Origin of the sequence: Ruminococcus sp., assembly GCF_024691275.1 — a bacterium.
In the GTDB taxonomy this organism is placed as follows: domain Bacteria; phylum Bacillota; class Clostridia; order Oscillospirales; family Ruminococcaceae; genus Ruminococcus.
This window is the reverse complement of sequence record NZ_JAILNU010000065.1, coordinates 26459-45603: the sequence shown is the minus strand read 5'-3', so window position 1 is coordinate 45603 and position 19145 is coordinate 26459. Positions and strand designations below refer to the sequence as shown.

Below are 19145 nucleotides of genomic sequence, written 5' to 3'. Positions count from 1 at the left end.
TTCATGTTCGTTTGCAGCTTTTCAATTAATAAGGCGGTATCACAGCTTTTGGTGATACCGCCTTATATAACGCTTTATACTATTGTTATATCTTTTGATTCCTTGTGTAATCTATTACGATGTCTTCCAGCCTTTTGATAAGACTGCCGACGTTATGGTTGAGATCAAGGTCATATCCGTTGACACAGGAGATACTTCCGAGGGAATATATTGCATCTGAAATTGTCGGGCTGTATTTGTCATAGTCTTCATATGAGATATACTTTGAATAGTCCAGCGACATCAGTTTATGGTATTCTTCCTCGGATAATTCTATGACTAAAGGTTCTTTCATGCGGCTTTGCCTATTGTAATATGAAAGAAAATACCCGTCGTCTTTGCTGTAGACCTTGTACTCTTTGAATATGCCCTCTACTCCGCCTGATAAGATAACGCTGAGAGCATAAGGCACATTGCCTTTTATCAAAAGAGCTTTTCTCATAAGACAGAGGTCAAACACATCTATCTTGTCGTCCTTGCAGAAATCTGCTGCCTCCCAGTTGGTAAGCTTGGCATCAGTTCTTCCCAGCAGCCATCTTTGCAGCATTACCAGATCGGAGAGACTGAATATGCCGTCGCTGTTCACGTCGCCGATCCTGTCTGGCTTTATCCTTAGTACAATCTCCATAGAGTCGTTATCATTTACTGTGATCTCGGGCTGCTCGTCACAGCTGAAAGTGAAGCTGTCCGCATCTTTATAGACAGCAGCAAGATTGTCGACATAAGTACACGGATTGGAATTTACAGTATATATCGGACCTGTGTACATATCGCGGATACGTATGTCGATCCTGAAAGAGTACGGACGGTTCACGAGGACATAATTCGGCACGGGCTTGCCTGTAGTGCTGTCCAACAGGGTTATGCGCGTTGCGCCTGTCGGAAGGTCTGTTTGGCTTTTTTTCAGCTTAAAGACTATATCCATAGCGCCGTTGACGTATTTCGTGACTTCCTCAAAGTCCTCGGGAAGGGTGTACCCGTCAGGGATATTGTTCTGTTTGAGTTCAAGCTTGAAGTAGTCTGAGTTCAGGTGTATATCGTCGTTCCAGATGTATGGATTGGAGTCGAATTCAAATGAATGATCTACATAGATGCCGTCTTCGCTGACCTTTATCTGTGGAGTTATCTGCGGAACAGGGTCTGTGAGAAGCTCGCCTGTATCGGCATCGACTATTTTTATGCGCACCATTTCGGGCAGGAGCACGGTTTTGGTATTATCGGTTATCATACAGTCAGCATTCAGTACTTTTGCGACCTTTTCTGAAGCGTGACGAGGAGCATAGCTCCACGATAAGTTGGCGAGACCATCATTATCGGCCTGATTTACATCAACAACGTACTCGGGCGAACCTGGAGGCGGTGATACAGCAACTTCGGAACAGTTAAACTGGCTGTAACTGCCGAATATTCCCTCGCCGTAGTCGTAATTGCTGGTATTTGTCCATGAATAGTTCGTACCGCCTGCGGTTTCCAGACAGAATGTCACGTAATTGTCAACTACGGCGATATCACCGTGTTTTTCGCGGTAGTCCTTGAATTCTGTCATACAGTCAGGCACTCAGCCGTGAAGATCGGTCTCTGTTATAGTATAATTGCCGTCTGTCCAGAAAGAATATGTAGGCATGATGCAGTTCACGTATTTTTTTGTCGCATCGTACAGTGTGACATCGAATCTTCCCGATATTTCGGGAAGATAAACCACAACCTCGAATTGCAGGTCGGAAGTTCCCATTTCATCTGGGACAGTGAAGGTCTCGTGGAATATCTCCTTCGCAAACACGTTTGAGAGCGTTTCTGTATGATCGCCGTAATCGGCATATTCGTTTTCGCAGACGGTATAGCGTACTTTTTCGTCGTCAGGTAGTTCCACTTCTTTCGATGACTCGGTAAACAAAACGCATAAACAGCCGTTTTGTATATGTGTATCACCATATGTATTGCGGAATTCAAGAGCGGATTCAAAGTCTTGCGGTATCCAGTTCGGCAGTTTTACTGCCATAGTATCTGCTGCATTGGCGGCTGCGGGGAACAATGGGGAAGTTCCCGCAGATATTGCCGCTGCGGTGATCGCGGATAGTATTTTGGTGGTCAGCTTCATATAAATACCCTCCTTTGCAGGCTGAGACGCTTTTTTATAATAGTTTAACGTATCAGAAGAATGAAATGTGCGAAGCAAATGAAAATTTTCTATGAACAAAAAGAGAGACTGTCGTCAGGAGGCAGATATCGTCAGAATTTTTATATAGCTGCCTGATTTTTCTTTAGCAGGGTGGGGGAAAGCGGAATGCCGAAAAAGCGTTGATAAGACTTGACTTATTGTATGGTTTTTGCTATACTTAAATATAGTTGCTGTGGTCTGCCCGCTCGCAATACGGCTTTTGAAGAAGGCGGACCCGATCAGGGAAAAAGTTCGTATAACAGGGGCAGAACATATATTGTTCGGCATGGCAAGATCATGATAGATAAGATTTTTCTTTTGGATCAAATGGTCCGAATTATGTTAAATAATAATTATTTATCAATGTGAGTGCATCTTGTTACTCATTAATGAAGGGAGAATTGTATGCAGTTCTGTAATAAGGTTAGTAAAGCTGCGGTTATCGGCGGCGGAAATATCGGTACACAGTTTGCGTGTATCTGTGCCTCAAAGGGCTATGAAGTCAGTATGTTTTCTTCAAAAGCCGATAAATTCAGCAAGGAGCTTGAAATAGTAAATGAGTTCGACGAAGTAACGCACGGAAATATAAGTCTCGTTACTGACGATCTTAAAGAAGCAATAAGCGGCTGTCAGATCGTTTTAGTCACATATCCTGCCTTTAAGCTGCCCGAACTTGCAGAGGATATGCTGCCATTCATCGAAAAAGGAATGTGCATTTGCGTTATTCCCGGTACAGGCGGTGCGGAGTTCGCATTCAGGAAATGTATACAGGCTGGCGCGATACTTCTCGGTTTACAGAGAGTACCTTCTGTTGCGAGACTTGAGCAGTATGGAAAGAGAGTACGCTGCGAAGGCTTGCGCAGTGAGCTGTTCCTTGCTTCCATTCCTGCCGATCAGGCAGAAAAGTGGAGCCCGTTCTTTGAGTATGTATGGGATATCCCTTGTATCCCGCTCCCTAACTATCTGAACGTTACTCTTACACCAAGCAATCCTATCCTTCATACAACAAGACTGAAGACACTGTTCGAGGATTACAAAGAAGGCGTATTTTACGAAAGAAATCCTTTGTTCTACGGCGACTGGAGCGACAGATCGTCGGAACTCCTGCTTGCCTGCGATCAGGAACTTCAGGAGATATGCCATAAGCTTGATAAAATGGATCTTTCCTATGTACGCTCTTTGAAGATACATTATGAAAGCGAAACCGTACAGGCTATGACACAGAAGATAAGCACTATTAAAAGCCTGCATAATCTGACTTCTCCGATGATCGAAACTCCGAACGGCTGGATACCTGATCTTCAGTCAAGGTATTTCACGGCTGATTTCCCTTACGGACTTGCTATTATCGAGGAATTTGCAAAGATAGTTGGCGTAGATGTGCCAAATGTTAAGGATACTATGGATTGGTACAGAAAAGTGAGCGGCGAGATGAACTCACTGAAATTAGCAGAGTTTGGAATCACTTCAGTTGAAGATATATATGCCTTATATCACAGTGAAACTGATTGAAAATATATATTAGAGGAGATTGTATTAAAATGGAGTCTATTAAAAGAAATATCCTTTTGAACCCGGGTCCTTCAACCACGACTGATACTGTAAAGTATGCACAGGTCGTACCTGATATCTGTCCGCGTGAAAAGGAGTTTGGCGGACTTATGAAGGGACTGCGTGAGGATCTTGTCAAGATCGTTCATGGTGATCTTGATGAGTACACATCTGTACTTTTCTGCGGCAGCGGTACTATAAATATTGACGTATGCATTAATTCGCTTCTTCCCGAGGGAAAGAAGGTGCTTGTTGTAAATAATGGTGCTTACAGTACAAGAGCTGTAGAGATATGCCAGTTTTACGGCTTGCCTCACATTGATCTGCAATTTCCTGTAGATCAGCGTCCTGACCTTGCTGTTGTGGAGGAGACGCTGAAAAATAATCCCGATATCGCACTTGTTCATACTACTCATAACGAAACAGGAACAGGTATCCTGAATCCTATTCGTGAGATCGGTGCTCTGGCACATAAATACGGTGCAGTTTTCACTGTTGATACTACATCGACTTATGCAATGCGTCCTATCAATGTTCATGAGGACAATATTGATTTCTGCATGGCTTCCGCTCAGAAGGGTCTGATGGCATTCACAGGTCTTTCGTTTGTTGTAGGCAGAAAGGATATCATCGAGAAATCAAAGGAATACCCGAAGCGCTCCTACTACTGCAATCTCTGGCTTCAGTACGACTTCTTTGAGCGTACAGGCGAGATGCACTTCACTCCTCCTGTTCAGACGATCTATTCCACTATTCAGGCGTTGAAGGAATACTGGGCTGAGGGTGAAGAAGCAAAGTGGGCTCGTCATACAAGAGTATTCAATGCTATAAATGACGGTCTGGACGAGCTTGGCTTCCGTCAGGTGATAAAGCCTGAATGGAGAACAGGACTTGTTTCTTCTGCTGTATATCCTGATGATCCAAACTGGAGCTTTGAGGCTGTTCATGATTATTGCTATGACAGAGGCTTCACTATCTATCCGGGTAAGATATCCACTACGAATACATTCCGCCTTTGCGCACTCGGTGCCATCGACGAGCAGGATATCAAGGATTTCTTTGTTGTATTCAAAGAGGCATTAAAAGAAAACAACATTCAGATCCCTGTAATATATAAGGATTAATGGAGGATTAAGATGAAAACTGTTTATACTTGTTTTTGCACCGATGTGATTCACGAGGGGCATATCAATATAATTCAAAATGCCAAAAAGTATGGCAGAGTCGTGGTCGGAGCCCTTTGCGACAAAGCACTGATCCGTTTTAACAAGTTCCCGACTATCTCTTTAGAGGATAGAGTAAAGCTTTATCAGCAGCTGGACGGCGTAGATGAAGTTGTGATCCAGGAAAGTGCAATGTATGATGACGTTATCGAAAAACTTCATCCTGACTATATTATTCACGGTGACAACTGGAAGGAAGGCGCTGCATCAGCTATTCGTGCCAATGTTGAGAAGAAGCTCTCTGAATACGGCGGCGAGATAATTGATGTTCCGTACACATATAATCCTGTCGTAAAGAAGATCGACAGGCAGCTCAGAGAAAAGCTTGCTATGCCTGAGTACCGCAGAAAAAGACTTCGTCAGCTTATCGAGATGTGTCCTGTTGTCAAGACTATCGAGGCACACAGCGGTCTGACAGGTCTTATCGCAGAAAAGACAGTTGTTGAGGTAGACGGCAAACTGGATCAGTTTGATGCAATGTGGGTATCTTCCCTCTGCGATTCTACAGCAAAGGGCAAGCCTGACATCGAACTTGTTGATATGACTTCGCGCTTCCGTACAATTGATGATATCATGGAAGTAACTACTAAGCCTATCATCTTTGACGGCGATACAGGCGGACTTACAGAGCATTTCGTATATACTGTCCGTTCACTTGAAAGAATGGGCGTAAGCGCTATCATCATCGAGGACAAGAAGGGACTGAAGAAGAACTCGCTTTTCGGTACTGAGGTCGAGCAGACACAGGCTACTATCGAAGAGATGAGCGCCAAGATAAGAGCAGGCAAGGAAGCACAGCTTACCGATGATTTCATGATAATCGCACGTATCGAGAGCCTTATCCTCGAAAAGGGAATGGACGATGCACTTGCAAGAGCCTTTGCTTTTGCAGAAGCAGGTGCTGACGGCATCATGATACACAGCCGTAAGAAGGATCCTGCTGAGATACTTGAATTCTGCGATAAATTCCGCGAAAAGGATAAGAAGACACCGATAGTTGTCGTACCTACATCTTTCAATATCATCACAGAAGATGAGCTCGCTGCACACGGCGTAAATATCGTTATTTATGCTAATCAGCTCACCAGAAGCGCATTCCCTGCAATGCAGCAGACAGCAATTGATATTCTTAAAAATCACAGAGCGAAGGAAGTTGACGACCGCTTGATGTCTATAAAGAATATCATCACATTGATCGACGAACTGTAAGGTGTGACTATGGAAAAAGAGATCGCAATATTAATGGCAGCAGGTCTCGGAACCAGAATGGCTCCGCTGACTCAGAAAGTGCCTAAGCCCTTGGTCAAAGCGCATGGACGTTCTATGATAAGCACCGTTATAGACGGATTAGAACAGCGCGGCGTTGAGCATATCTATATCGTTGTGGGCTATCTCGGCGAACAGTTTCGCTATCTGACAGAAGAATACCCGAATGTTTCTATCATCGAGAACAAGGAATATACCGTGAAAAACAATATTTCTTCCATTTTTGCGGCTGCCGAAGTCATGAAAACAGCAAACTGCTTTATTTGTGAGGCAGACCTGTTCGTTTCTGATCCCTCGATCTTCACGGCAAAGCTTGACCGCTCCTGCTACTATGGCAAGATGGTAAAGGGCTATTCCGATGACTGGGTGTTTGATCTTGATGATAATGGGATCATCACAAGAGTGGGCAAGTGCGGCACAGATACCTACAATATGGTCGGAGTATCCTACTTCAGGCAGAAAGATGCTGAGATCATAGCAAATGCCGTACAGGAAGCATATCAGCACGAAGGTCATGAACAGCTCTATTGGGACGAGATCGTTGACCAGCAGTTAGAAAAGTTACAGCTTGTGATAAATGAGGTAACTGCCGATCAGATCGTTGAGATAGATTCCGTTGCTGAACTTGAGGAATTTGATCCTGACTATGCGAAATATAATTGAGGAGTATACTAATGAAAGTAGAAAGTTTTGTAAATATTATCGGAGCTGACTTCTATACAGGTGTTCCTGATTCACAGCTGAAGGCGCTTTGTAATTATCTTATGGATACCTACGGCATAGACCAGAAGCATCATATAATTGCTGCAAACGAGGGCAACTGTACAGCTCTTGCAGCAGGCTATCATCTTGCTACAGGCAAAGTGCCTGCTGTGTATATGCAGAATTCAGGCGAAGGCAATATCATCAATCCAGTGGCTTCACTGCTGAATGACAAGGTGTACGCTATACCTATGATCTTCATTGTGGGTTGGCGTGGAGAGCCGGGTGTTCACGATGAACCTCAGCATATCTATCAGGGCGAAGTAACTGTCAAGCTGCTGGAGGATATGGATATTAAGACGTTTATCCTCAGCAAGGATACTACCGAGGACGAGCTTACTGCTGTAATGGCTGATTTCCGCAAGGTACTGGAAACAGGCAAGCAAGTTGCGATAGTTGTCCGCAAGGGCGCACTGACAAATGCTCCCGAAGTTGCATATAAGAATGACAACAAGATGATACGCGAGGAGATAATTCAGCATATCGTCAAGGCAACAGGTGAAGACCCGATCGTTTCCACAACAGGTAAGCCAAGCCGTGAGCTGTTCGAGACCCGTGTTGCTAACGGTCAGAGCCATAAATATGACTTCCTGACAGTTGGTTCTATGGGACATACTTCTTCTATTGCGCTTGGTGTTGCTATCAACAAGCCCGATCAGAGAATATGGTGCGTAGACGGCGACGGAGCTGTTCTCATGCATATGGGCAGCATGGCAGTGCTTGGCGCAAACAAGCCGAAGAACGTCGTACACGTTGTCATCAACAACGGCGCACATGAGACAGTTGGCGGTATGCCGACAGTTGCTGCACAGATAGACCTTGTGGGCATTGCAAAGGCTTGCGGCTATCCGAATGCAGTATGCGTTGACAATTTCGATGATCTTGACAAGGAACTCGAGGCAGCAAAGGGCAGAAATGAACTCAGTCTTATCGAAGTCAAGTGTTCTATCGGTGCGCGTGATGATCTCGGCAGACCTACTACGACTGCACTCGAGAACAAGCAGAACTTCATGGAGTATTTAAAGACTTTATAATAGCCCGATTGAGAACGGCAGCTTTGGATTCATGAGGCTCGTGCCGTTCTCGGAGGATTGTTTGGAAAAAATAGTGCAGCAAGGCTGCACTATTTTTTAGGATTGAATTTTTTTAATACTTATTGTCTTATAGCAGAAATGCTCTTTTTTATCTCAGTTCACGAAGGTATCAGTATTTTTGCTATGCACTAAATGGCAGTCGGGATTATCACTGATAAACGAAAAAGCTCCGTATTACGGAGCTTTTTTCAATATTCAAATAAGTCCAAGAAGTCTTTGCTGGACTGTCAGCGCATCATTAGGTGTGATTCCGTCATTTGTATTGTATACATCGGCATTAAATTCGCCTCTTATGGACAGTCTGTACTTATTCGGATTACAAAGCGTCTGCATTATGAGAACAACGTCGTTCATCTTAACATCGCCGTCAGCAGATGCGTCGCCTGTTCTGTAAGGCGCTGCCTTCGGAAGCTTCGGCTCGTTTTTGTTAGCCTTGTCCATATCAAACAGGAGATCGCCCAGTGACACTATGTAATCATAGTAAACTCCGTATGGCATATCATGGAAGAAGCCCGAATGACGGTCGTAATATCTCCAGTCTCTGTTCTCGAACTGAGTATACAGCTCTGAAGCAAAGAACTCGTTGTACAAGTCGAAATCAACTGTTCCGTACTTGGCGATATAGATACCTGCAAAAAGAACGTCATAATCGTCGCAGATGATACCGTTTTCGTTGCAGTCAAGTGAAGCTATGGCATCGCCGTCGGGATTCCAGTCGGGTCTGTTATAATCCACGTTAAATCTTCCGTTATTTGCGCGTGAGAACATAGTCGGATCGTACCAGCGCTTTACGGTATCTACCACCTCGTCGGTAGTATACTCCTTGACAGTAATGACTCTGTAGCAGGCAGAGAGTATCTCGATATCCATGTCGTCGAGCTTCCAGTCGGCGTTCATATCCGGAGCAGCTGTCCTGCCCTCCATGACAGCTTTTTCGTACTCGGGATAGGTAGCAGACATATAGTTCTGATTGTTGCTGTGCCAGCTGAGTATGTCGCAGTAGTCCTCATATTTTACAAGACCTGCTTCGATAGCGTCAACTCTTGCTTCGCCCATGTAATCATACTCATACTTTTTCCGCTCAAATGACTGACCCTTTGAATTGGTGAATTTCTCATCATGTCCCGAGATGCAAGCTACACATTCTCTGAAGCGAATATCATCAAGATACTCGTCCTCGGCATTTGAGATGAGGTACTCATAGCATTTATCGGGATCAAGCCATTCCTCGGTGAAATCATAGTTATTTATGATCTCCTTGGTAACAATGACAGCGCCCGCGTCGAAATCATGACCGATGTATCTGTGCTCTCTGTAATACTGAGCGCAGTTTTTCAGGGTAGACTCCTTCATAGGGAAGTCCTGATAGAACATATCGTCAGGTATGCAGAAGCCGATATCCTCCGAGACAGTTCCGAGTATGGAATCCAGTCTGTGTTCAACCGCCCAGCCCTTGTTATTCGGATCGACGCCGTATTTTTCTGCGAATCCGTCGCTTATGTCAAAATCAAGGTTCCACAGTACATAGCCTGAAAGGTAATTGTTGAATACCCAGTAATCAAGGCAGTCCTTGTAATCAACAACGCCGTCGTCATTGAAATCAAGACTTACGTTATTCTCACGGTCATAGTTTACAGCATGATCGTATTTTAAATTCGGCTGGGGCATACTTGCGATCCAATCAATAAAGCGCCATGAATCATCAGATACCTTGCCGTTCTCATCTTTATACTTGTAAGCGTCAAAATCCTCGGGAACAATACCATTATTGAGCAGATAATAATTGTAGATGGTATTCATATCAGGCGCTTTTGCTGCAAAGGCATCACGGGCATCGAAGATATCGAATTTTCCGTCGCCGTTAAAATCGGGATCAAGCTCGCCTGATTCGATCTTGCTGTAATTCAATGTAGCGGAATAAACATAATCCTCTTTCTGATCAAAGCGGACTATAGGTGAAGAGTTTGCGAGAATTGGATTTGCCATTGTTGAAGTTGCTGCTAAAACAGCCAGAAATTTCCTCATAACAACATTCCTTTCACTTTCGATTTGTGGTTCGTTAGGTAATACATCAATATCAGTCGTAACAATGTTCTCATGCCCGTTTGTGAGAGCTGACGGAACCGCAGCAGTTGTCTGCTGTGCAGAAGCAGAAGCCGCTGTAAAAGTAATACGGGCAGAAGTTGTTTCTGCCGCAGCAGTTGTAACTATGTCATGATTTCCCTTTGTCGCGGCTGTAACGCTGTTTACCGATGAAGTAACAGTCGGCGGTACATTGCTGTCTGAAGTTGGTTCTACAGTAACAGTAGTCGGCTCGGTATGGCTGTCGGTCAGTTTTTTGTACTCAGGCATATTCTTCCATATACCTGCTCCTGCTGCAACAGTAATGCAAAGACACAAAGCAGACAGCGCCGTTCTTTTCACGACGCTCAGTTGCGCTTTTTTCCGAGCGATCTTTTCGTCTCGTCTTCTGAGCAGATCACGGGTTATCTCATCCCATTCCCGCATACTTTATTCCCTCCTTTTCCAACTCTTCACGAAGAGCTTTTTTCGCCTGATATAGCAAATTTGTCATCTGTCGGCTGCTTTTATGCATTATACACGCCGCCTCTGAATTGCTGAAGCCCTCGATATACGTAAGGCATATAGCCTGACTGTACTGGCTTCGCATTTTTTTCAGAGCTCTGTGTATCATCAGCTTTTGTTCTTCTTTGATATAGTTTTCCTCGATATCCAGTCCTGAATTCAGTTCGGAGCACTCGTCCAGCGAGGTATTGCCCTTTTTCTTCATACGCCTGAGATAGTCTATGGCAAGATTCCTTCCAATGGAATAAAGCCATGTCTTGAACGAGCTTTTCCCCGTATACTTTGGTTTTTTATACGCAAGCTTGAAGAAGGTCTCCTCCATGAGTTCCTCAGCATCGTGGATATTATTGGTAAAACTATTCAGATAGATAGTGAGACCGTCCTTATATTCACGGACAATGTCTCCAAGAGCTGAATCGTCTCCGACAAGATAACGGCTGTAGCTACTTGCACCATTATCCATTGAACGGCTCCTTTCCGGAAATATTTTGCCTTTCACTTATTAGACGAGTTTTGCAGGGCAAATGTCTTAGAAAAAAAGGAAATATTTTCCCGTACTTATATTTATCCGATTTATCGGCTGTGAAAGTTCTGTTTTTATTATACCATCAGACATACATTCTTTCAATAATTACAATCTGATATTGCCGCGTTGATACAAAAAAGCTCTCTGTTTTTGCACAGGGAGCTTTGGCGTGTTACTTTATCTGCGAGAGGCAGTCAGCGCTGAAAAGTGAGATCGTACATAAGAAGTAATTTCATCACTATAAGAAAATTACAATTTTGTAATTCTTAACACAAAGCAAAATAAATATGTTATTATATAATCACACGAAGGGGACTTGTTATGAACGTGTCGGAATTATATGAAATGAGGTTATGGATATGAAAAAAATGATTACTTGTTTAACAGTTCTTGCAATGCTTGCATCAGCACCTACAGCTTCTGTTTTTGCAGCCGATACTGCTCCTGTTGTTGCAGCAGCTGCGGAAAAGGCAAATGAATATGGTTATTACCCAATAACAGATCCGATAGCTACCAGCATCAGCGTTGCATCAATAGCAGGAACATGGACAGACGTAGATTCTTTTGAAAAACTCGTTATCACAAAAGGGGAAGACATTTATAACGGCAATTTTTCTTTCACAGATAAAAACGGCAAAACTATAAGCGGTTATATTAAGTTTGAATACAGCCTTAAACCTGATAATACCAGGGAGTACTGGTATACATTCTATGAGAGCAACGGTAAGCTCTGGAACGCATTTATAGCGCAAAGCTCTATTCAGCTTGATTACATAAGCGCAGGTCAGTCAGGAGATCCGTATTTTATGCACTACTTATTCGGCGGCAGTGTAGCAACACAGATAGGCGGTCTTAATTTAAGAAGCTCGGCAACTACAGCGTCTGCTATACTTGATACCATACCTCAGGGAACTCAGCTGAATATATTTGACAGTGCTGTTGAGGGCTGGTACAAGACAAAGTACAATGGCAAAATAGGTTATGTAAGTGCTGATTATATCAAGAAGATAGAGGATTACGAGCCAAAGGTAGTCTCTGACCGCGAAAAGGCAGCTATAGAGAAAATAAATAATATGAACATCATTATTAAATTAACGCATGGAAGTGATTCAAAATTAGATGAGTTCTACAAGGTTGATTATAAAGGTCTGACATCTATTGAAAGCGCTAAGGCTCTCATAAATGATACCTGTACCGGTGAACTGAGAGATGAGCTTCTTGAAAAGTGCAAGACCAGCCTGCTTGAAAAAAACGGTGAACTTTATTTCAGAAGTGCAGGTTGTTCATTCTCCACATTCCTTACAGATAACGGTGTAGATATCGTTGAGCCTGCTATGGACTACTACGCAGCTATTACAAAGAAAAGTGATCAGATGAATGATTACGGCAGAGCAGTTTTCAACAACGATAACGGCGAATGGAAGATAAGTGACTATGAATTCGGCTACTTTACAACAAACAAAGCAGATAATGATCTTACAAGCGCAGCACAAATAAGAATTGAAAGCCTTGGATTTATTCTTTCTATCATTTCAGAAGGAGCTGAATCCGGTGCAGCAAATAATATCAAAGTTAACGGCATTGAATACGGCAAGGCAAAAAAGCAGGAAATCACTCCAAAAATCATGAAGGAGTATATTGAAAGAACTTGTACAGGTGAGCTGAAAACCAGCCTTAGCAGAAGAATGGAAAGTCACCTTATCGAAAAGGACGGCGTTGTATATATTGAAGTCGGAGGAAAAGGCTCACCTGATTTCAATCTCGAAAAAGGTCTGAAGATACTCAGCTCAGGTGTGAACAAGTTCAAGGTAGTAACTGTAGGCGACAGTAAGCTTAGCGGATATGGAATATTTGACCTTGAAGCAGGCGACGGAGATAAGTGGTATATCTCTGGTTATTCACTCAGCAGTTATCCCGAGGAAAGGCTCTTTGGAGGCTATGTGGACGTAAATTCGAGCACTCTCAACCTCAGAAGCCAGCCGAATACATCTTCGACGATACTTGCTTCAATTTCTGACCGTACTCAGCTTGATATCTTTGCCTGCGATACAAAGGGCTGGTACAAGACAGTGTATAACGGCAGTATCGGTTATGTAAGCGCTGATTATATCAAAAAGATACCTGATTCAGATGTTACTCCCGCGATCTATGGCGATGCTAACTGTGATAGGGGAGTTGATCTTTCCGATGTTGTAATGATAATGCAGGCACTTGCAAATCCTAATAAGTATGGTCTTAACGGAACAGAAAAGAGCCACATTACAGCTCAGGGCATAAAGAATGCCGATGTTGTCGGAAACAATGGTATGACCACAGAGGATGCAGGAATTATACAGAAATATCTTCTCGGATTAGTTCCTGAGATACCTGTTAAGTAAGATAATATAAAACTGATTCAGTGTAGTAAGCTTTCCGAGGTGAAAACGGAAATAAATCTATGACTGTACAAAATGATCTCCCACTCGATCGAGTGGGAGATCTTGTTTTTTATGATGTTGAATTTTCGTCGTTTTTCTGTTACTGATATTATCCGATCCGATTTGCTTTCATTGCTTTTTTTGCGTTCATACATATTCTGATCGGCACGTTTGAATACATCCTCTACGCAGTTATCCTTATTCGGTTCAAATAGCGCATACCCCAATGCGGCAGAAATCTTTTCCCACGGCTGGAGCGCCGTATCACGCTTATATTCGTCAAGGTTATCGTTAAATTCATCTTTGAGCTGCTCTATGTTTTCAAAATCATGTCCCTGCAGAATAACTGCAAATTCATCTCCGCCGATACGAAAGACAGGAGAATGCGTAAAAATTGTGCAAACCAGCTTACTAAGCAATTTTATTGAAATATTTCCGTATTCATGTCCGTATTCATCATTTATGCGCTTTAAGAAATTCAGGTCTATCACGGCGATTCCGAATTCCTGCAAACCGTTCTTAAAATCTGCTTCAAGCTGCATGACCTCTTTGTCATATGCCATTCTGTTACGAATGCCTGTAATCGAATCCTTATGTGCCAGCTCGTGCATATCGTCCGCCTGCTGACGCACGGAACTCAGCTGCTGTCTGGTATTGGTCAGATTCTGGATATAGTTGTCGATATCCTTTTCCATCTGTATCATAGAGCGGAGAAGTATTTCAAGTTCATCGCCCGTGTGAATGTTAAGTGTACTGAATTCATTGCGTTTATCCTCCGATGCAGCTGCCTGATTTTTTCCGTATCTGCCTGCGGCCTCAGAAAGCATATTTATAGGCTTGACGACCTTCTTTCGCACAAATAATATAGCAAACATACAAATTAAAATTGTCAGACCTGAGAGGATCGCTGTCAGAAGTATCAAAAAGTGCTGTTCCTTTTTTACGATCTCGTTCATGTCAATATCAATGCCTGCATAACCGACGATTTTTCCACTTTCGCTGTGGATCGGCACGAATGAAGTAACCATCCAGCCGTATTCAGGAGTATTGGTCACTATCGCAGGGAAGCCCTTCTCAGGATCATGCAAATATTTAAGGCATGATTCTTCCACGGAATCAATGCAGCCCGGAGGAACAAACTCATCGTCATAAGCAGCATCTACGAGATAAATATAGGTTTCATCTTCCGGACAGATCATGACGGTATAAATGCAATCGACTTCACTGACATCCTGGATCTCACGCAGTTCATTCTGTATCGACTGATATTCAGGTTCGTCCATGATCGAAAGATACTGCTCCATATAGCTGTCATAGCGTGGGTCTTCATATTGTGTACTGTTCAGTTTTAAATCCGAACCGCGATAAATTTCCATTACCTGATCGCAGATCTTTTCCATTTGTTCGGCGTTCACGGAAACGGCAACTGTAGAAGCCATAGAATCAGCTGTTATCATATATTCGTTTCTGATTGTTTTGCGATGTGCGGCAGTACTGACCGTGACACAGGTTCCTGTCAGAATGACAGCGACAACAGTAATCAGCATAACTATTTTTTGCCCCAATGAAAATTTCATATTCCGCTTCACCTCGCTGTTAAAACGATTAATATATCATATTCAATCGTAAAAATAGTCTGAAATAGATTTATGTTATTATAACATATTTTTTCGTATTTTTTAATATGAAAATATGAACTAAGTATAAATGTTTTAAATACTAAAGCTGAAAGTGATATATATACATAAATCTATGTTTTGACAAGGAAGTGCTTCGTTATCATATTAATAGCTATAATATATAACTTGTACTGGTTTAAATATTCGATATCCTACTTTGGATTTCTGATCTTAGCTCAGAGTTGTATTTGTAAGGCTTTGTCAGCTTATCAGTCTCTCTTGAAAAGATCGCGTGTATAGACCTTTTCTGCAACATCGTCGAGAGCTGAGTCGTAGCGGTTGGCTACTATACAACTGCATTTGCTCTTGAATTTTTTCAGGTCATTTACCACAAGTGAGCCGAAGAAAGTGCTGCCGTTTTCGAGAGTAGGCTCATATATTATGACAGTAGCGCCCTTTGCCTTGATACGCTTCATTACGCCCTGTATTGATGACTGTCGGAAGTTATCGCTGTTGGATTTCATAGTAAGTCTGTAAACTCCTACGACGATCTCTTTTTCCATGCTGCTGTCGTATACGTTGTTATCGCCGTAGTTGTAATAGCCTGCTTTTTCAAGTACACGGTCAGCAATGAAGTCCTTGCGAGTGCGGTTTGATTCTACTATAGCGGACATCATATTCTGCGGAACGTTCTGATAGTTTGCAAGGAGCTGTTTTGTGTCTTTTGGCAGGCAGTATCCGCCGTAACCGAAGGACGGATTGTTATAGAAATCGCCTACACGGGGGTCGAGGCACACTCCTTTGATAATATTGGCAGTATCAAGTCCCTTTACTTCTGCATAGGTGTCAAGCTCGTTGAAGTAGGATACGCGCAGGGCAAGGTAGGTATTGACAAAGAGCTTTGTTGCTTCTGCTTCTGTTGTAGCCATGAACAGAACGGGGATATTCGTCTTTATAGCGCCCTGCTGAAGCAGAACCGCAAAAGTTTCCGCAGCTTGTTTGTTTTCTTCGTCAGAGCCTACGATTATACGTGAAGGATAGAGATTATCATAGAGCGCCTTTGATTCGCGCAGGAATTCGGGACTGAAAATGATATTATCCATGCCCATTTTCTGTCTCACCTGCATTGTATAGCCAACAGGTATCGTGGACTTGATAACAATGGCAGGCTTACTGCTGCGTTCGGAGGTCGCCTTTTTTATGAGTTCAAGGACGGCTTCAACAGCCGAGCAGTCGAAGAAATTGGTCTTGGGATCATAGTTCGTAGGAGCTGCTATGATTATGATATCAGCGTCTTTGTAGGCGGTTTCACCGTCGGTAGTAGCTTTAAGGGAGAGCCCTCGCTCTTCGTGTTCGGCAAGGTACTTTTCGATATAGTCGTCCTGTATGGGACTTGTCCAGTTATTAAGCTTTTCTGCCTTTTCGGGAATTATATCCACAGCAGTAACATCGTTGTGCTGTGCGAGCAGAACTGCAAGAGAGAGTCCCACGTAGCCTGTTCCTGCGACGGCTATTTTTTTTCGATCGACGGGATTGACCGCAGATGTATCGTCTGTCAGTACGTCCGAGATCTCAAATCCGAGCACCTCCGACAGCGCAAGGAGCTGTTCCACAGAAGGACTGAAGTCCGCAGCTTCAAGTCGGGACATAAGTGAACGGTTTATCCCTGTTTTTTCTGATATAACAGCCTGAGAAAGCTTCATTTCCTTACGTTTGTCTGCAACAGTCTGTGCCAGAAGCTGTAATGATAAGTGTTTCATAATTTACTCTCCTTTATGGAACGTGTTGCTCGCAGCAACATCTTCATCGGAATTTTAATTACAAATATTATACCATTCGTTACTATAAATGTCAATGTGGAAATAAAACAGACTTATCAATATTTTTTTGTCCGATGATAAATAAACATTACGATTGTAATTAATGAGCAGTTAAATCAAATGAAAATGGCTGCTTTCAGAAAAATATGTAATACAGAAAGGAATTTTATTATGAGCAAAAAATTATCAGCACGTATCGCAACAGTTTTAGCTACTGCAACAATGGCACTTTCAATGCAGACAGCATTAAATGCTGCTGCTGCACCACCTAAGCGTCCGATATACACAAATCCCGAGACTGGAGAAGTAATGAGACCGATTTGTGATATCACTCAGAACGACATAGTTTACTCACTTTATGAAGGCAATGTGGCTCATGTCAAGAGCGGAAAAGATGCATCAGGAACAGTTCAGATCCCTAATGCTATCTATGCAGATGGTACATATTACGTTGTTACAGCAATCGAATATGAGGCATTCAAAGATAATGCAAATATTACCTCAGTTGATATGCAGTATGCATCAGGCATTACAGGAATAGCGGATTCAGCATTTTGGAACTGCTCAAATCTTGTAACAGTGGCTCTTCCTAAAAATATGGAAATACATGATAATTTCAATACAGTATTTTATAACTGTGATTCATTAAGAGAATTTACGTCAAGATATCCAAATCATTACAACGTGATCGACGGCGTTATTTATAATGAAGATAATACAGAAATTATCAAATATCCTTCTGCAAAGACAGGTGAAACATTTACATTAAATGATGGTATTTCTGTAAGATTCAACGCTTTTCAAAATCTTAAATATCTTAAGAATATCATTGTTCCTGAACAAATCACAGAAAGCAATGCAACTGAAGTACTAAATCGATGCAGTAATATTATTAGCGGAATCCAAGGCACTTCTTTCACTGTAAACGGTATCGATCCATTTGTATATTCAGAAGATGATTCGGAAGAACCACAGATAGTACCTGTTTTCCAGGATGGAATATATGAAACTTTCCAGAATTATACTAATATTTCAGATTATTATGCTAAGCGTTACGCTGCTTATATCGCAAAGAAATATGTTGATATGGAAAATGATAACGAAATGGTTAGGGCATTAAAGCTTCATAACTGGTTATGCAACCATGTACAATATGACCCCGTTGTGAAAAAAATACTTGATAACAACGAAGTATATACAGGTGACGAAAAGAATCATTGTGATGCATCTGCTTTTCTCCATTATGAAAAAGCAAGTGACGAATATCCTGAAGCAGGTTTCTATACAGTTTGTGACGGATATTCAAGAGCATACAGTCTCCTGCTGAATGCTGCGGGTGTATGCTGTGAAGCAGTGGATGGTGATCCTAATGGAGGTAAATACGGTCATGCATGGAATGTAGTAAAGTTATATGCATATGACAATGATCCGACAAACGACAGGTGTTACTATGTTGATACTACATGGGACGATAAAGATCAGGGATGGAAATATGATTTTTTCATGTGTTCAACTAATCCTGACGACTTTGATCATTCAAAAGACTTTATAAATTGGCGAATTTACACAAAGCATTCAAATGGTCAATTGACTGAAATACCTTATAAGACATATTCAATTAAGAGACTTGGCGATATAAATGAAGACGGATTTGTAACAGGTGCCGATCTCAAGGTTCTTGAAGACTACATGAATGGCAGCTACCTGACAGATGTACAGAAAGCAAATGCTGATCTGAACTTTGACGGAGTTATCGAAAATACTGATGTTGATATTCTTTCTGAATATGTTTATTCAAGAATTGGAGATGTTAACGGAGATGGTATCGTCAATGAAGCCGATCATCTTTCCTTGAATAATTATATCGAGATAGGTATCCACAGAATGGCTAAATATATGAAGATTGCAGCAGATGTAAATATGGATGGTAATATCGATGAAGCCGATCTTGATGCTATCGGATCAATGTATGGACAGACACGAGAAAATGATCGTACATTGATACGTCAGTCTTTCTTTGAACGTTGTTTAGATAAATTACTTCAGTCTTTTCCTGAGGAGCTCAGAAAATAAAATATTCTTAT

The 19145-nt window shown here is 42.3% G+C and carries 13 protein-coding genes; 7 read left to right on the top strand and 6 right to left on the bottom strand.

The features are described from left to right. Positions 1–85 precede the first annotated feature (85 nt). Together K6G33_RS07890 and K6G33_RS07885 are read right to left on the bottom strand one after the other, a co-directional pair. Positions 86–1585: a dockerin type I repeat-containing protein gene (locus K6G33_RS07890; RefSeq protein WP_296778059.1), complete on the bottom strand. Its 1500-nt coding sequence runs from the start codon at positions 1583–1585 to the stop codon at positions 86–88. Positions 1586–1597: 12 nt separating this feature from the next. Continuing rightward, a complete protein-coding gene (locus K6G33_RS07885) occupies positions 1598–2137 on the bottom strand; it encodes a hypothetical protein (RefSeq protein ID WP_296778057.1) in 540 nt (179 codons plus the stop codon). 465 nt (positions 2138–2602) lie between these two features. Between K6G33_RS07885 and K6G33_RS07880 the strand changes: the two genes are divergently transcribed. The 5 genes from K6G33_RS07880 to aepY are packed head-to-tail and all read left to right on the top strand — an operon-like array spanning position 2603 to position 8033. After that, complete coding sequence (locus K6G33_RS07880; RefSeq protein ID WP_296778054.1) at positions 2603–3709, top strand: NAD/NADP octopine/nopaline dehydrogenase family protein; 1107 nt, start codon at positions 2603–2605, stop codon at positions 3707–3709. Between the two features lie 29 nt (positions 3710–3738). Then, entirely contained in the window at positions 3739–4872 is a 1134-nt protein-coding gene (locus tag K6G33_RS07875; protein WP_296778053.1) for a 2-aminoethylphosphonate aminotransferase, read from the top strand. A gap of 12 nt (positions 4873–4884) precedes the next feature. Next, positions 4885–6180: a phosphoenolpyruvate mutase gene (gene aepX / locus K6G33_RS07870; RefSeq protein ID WP_296778051.1), complete on the top strand. Its 1296-nt coding sequence runs from the start codon at positions 4885–4887 to the stop codon at positions 6178–6180. Positions 6181–6189: 9 nt separating this feature from the next. After that, positions 6190–6900, top strand: a complete 711-nt coding sequence (locus K6G33_RS07865) for an NTP transferase domain-containing protein (protein ID WP_296778048.1) — start codon at positions 6190–6192, stop codon at positions 6898–6900. Between the two features lie 11 nt (positions 6901–6911). Next, positions 6912–8033, top strand: coding sequence for a phosphonopyruvate decarboxylase (aepY, locus tag K6G33_RS07860; protein ID WP_296778046.1), 1122 nt, complete (start codon positions 6912–6914; stop codon positions 8031–8033). Positions 8034–8288: 255 nt separating this feature from the next. Here aepY and K6G33_RS07855 read toward each other — a convergent pair whose 3' ends face one another. Both K6G33_RS07855 and K6G33_RS07850 read right to left on the bottom strand, forming a co-directional pair. Next, on the bottom strand, positions 8289–10601 hold the full coding sequence (locus K6G33_RS07855; protein WP_296778043.1) for a hypothetical protein: 2313 nt from the start codon (positions 10599–10601) through the stop codon (positions 8289–8291). Further along, a complete protein-coding gene (locus K6G33_RS07850) occupies positions 10585–11142 on the bottom strand; it encodes an RNA polymerase sigma factor (protein ID WP_296778041.1) in 558 nt (185 codons plus the stop codon). Before K6G33_RS07850 ends, K6G33_RS07855 begins: the two co-directional genes overlap by 17 nt. Positions 11143–11564: 422 nt before the next feature. Here K6G33_RS07850 and K6G33_RS07845 point away from each other — a divergent pair, with 422 nt between their 5' ends. After that, positions 11565–13583 (top strand): SH3 domain-containing protein, encoded by a 2019-nt coding sequence (locus K6G33_RS07845; protein WP_296778039.1) that lies wholly within the window; start codon positions 11565–11567, stop codon positions 13581–13583. Between the two features lie 17 nt (positions 13584–13600). Here the strand turns inward: K6G33_RS07845 and K6G33_RS07840 are convergent, their stop codons facing one another. Together K6G33_RS07840 and K6G33_RS07835 are read right to left on the bottom strand one after the other, a co-directional pair. Next, a complete protein-coding gene (locus tag K6G33_RS07840; RefSeq protein WP_296778037.1) occupies positions 13601–15199 on the bottom strand; it encodes a diguanylate cyclase in 1599 nt (532 codons plus the stop codon). Positions 15200–15510: 311 nt separating this feature from the next. After that, positions 15511–17001, bottom strand: coding sequence for a nucleotide sugar dehydrogenase (locus K6G33_RS07835; RefSeq protein WP_296778036.1), 1491 nt, complete (start codon positions 16999–17001; stop codon positions 15511–15513). Between the two features lie 231 nt (positions 17002–17232). Here K6G33_RS07835 and K6G33_RS07830 point away from each other — a divergent pair, with 231 nt between their 5' ends. Further along, on the top strand, positions 17233–19134 hold the full coding sequence (locus K6G33_RS07830) for a dockerin type I domain-containing protein (RefSeq protein WP_296778033.1): 1902 nt from the start codon (positions 17233–17235) through the stop codon (positions 19132–19134). Positions 19135–19145: the final 11 nt, after the last annotated feature.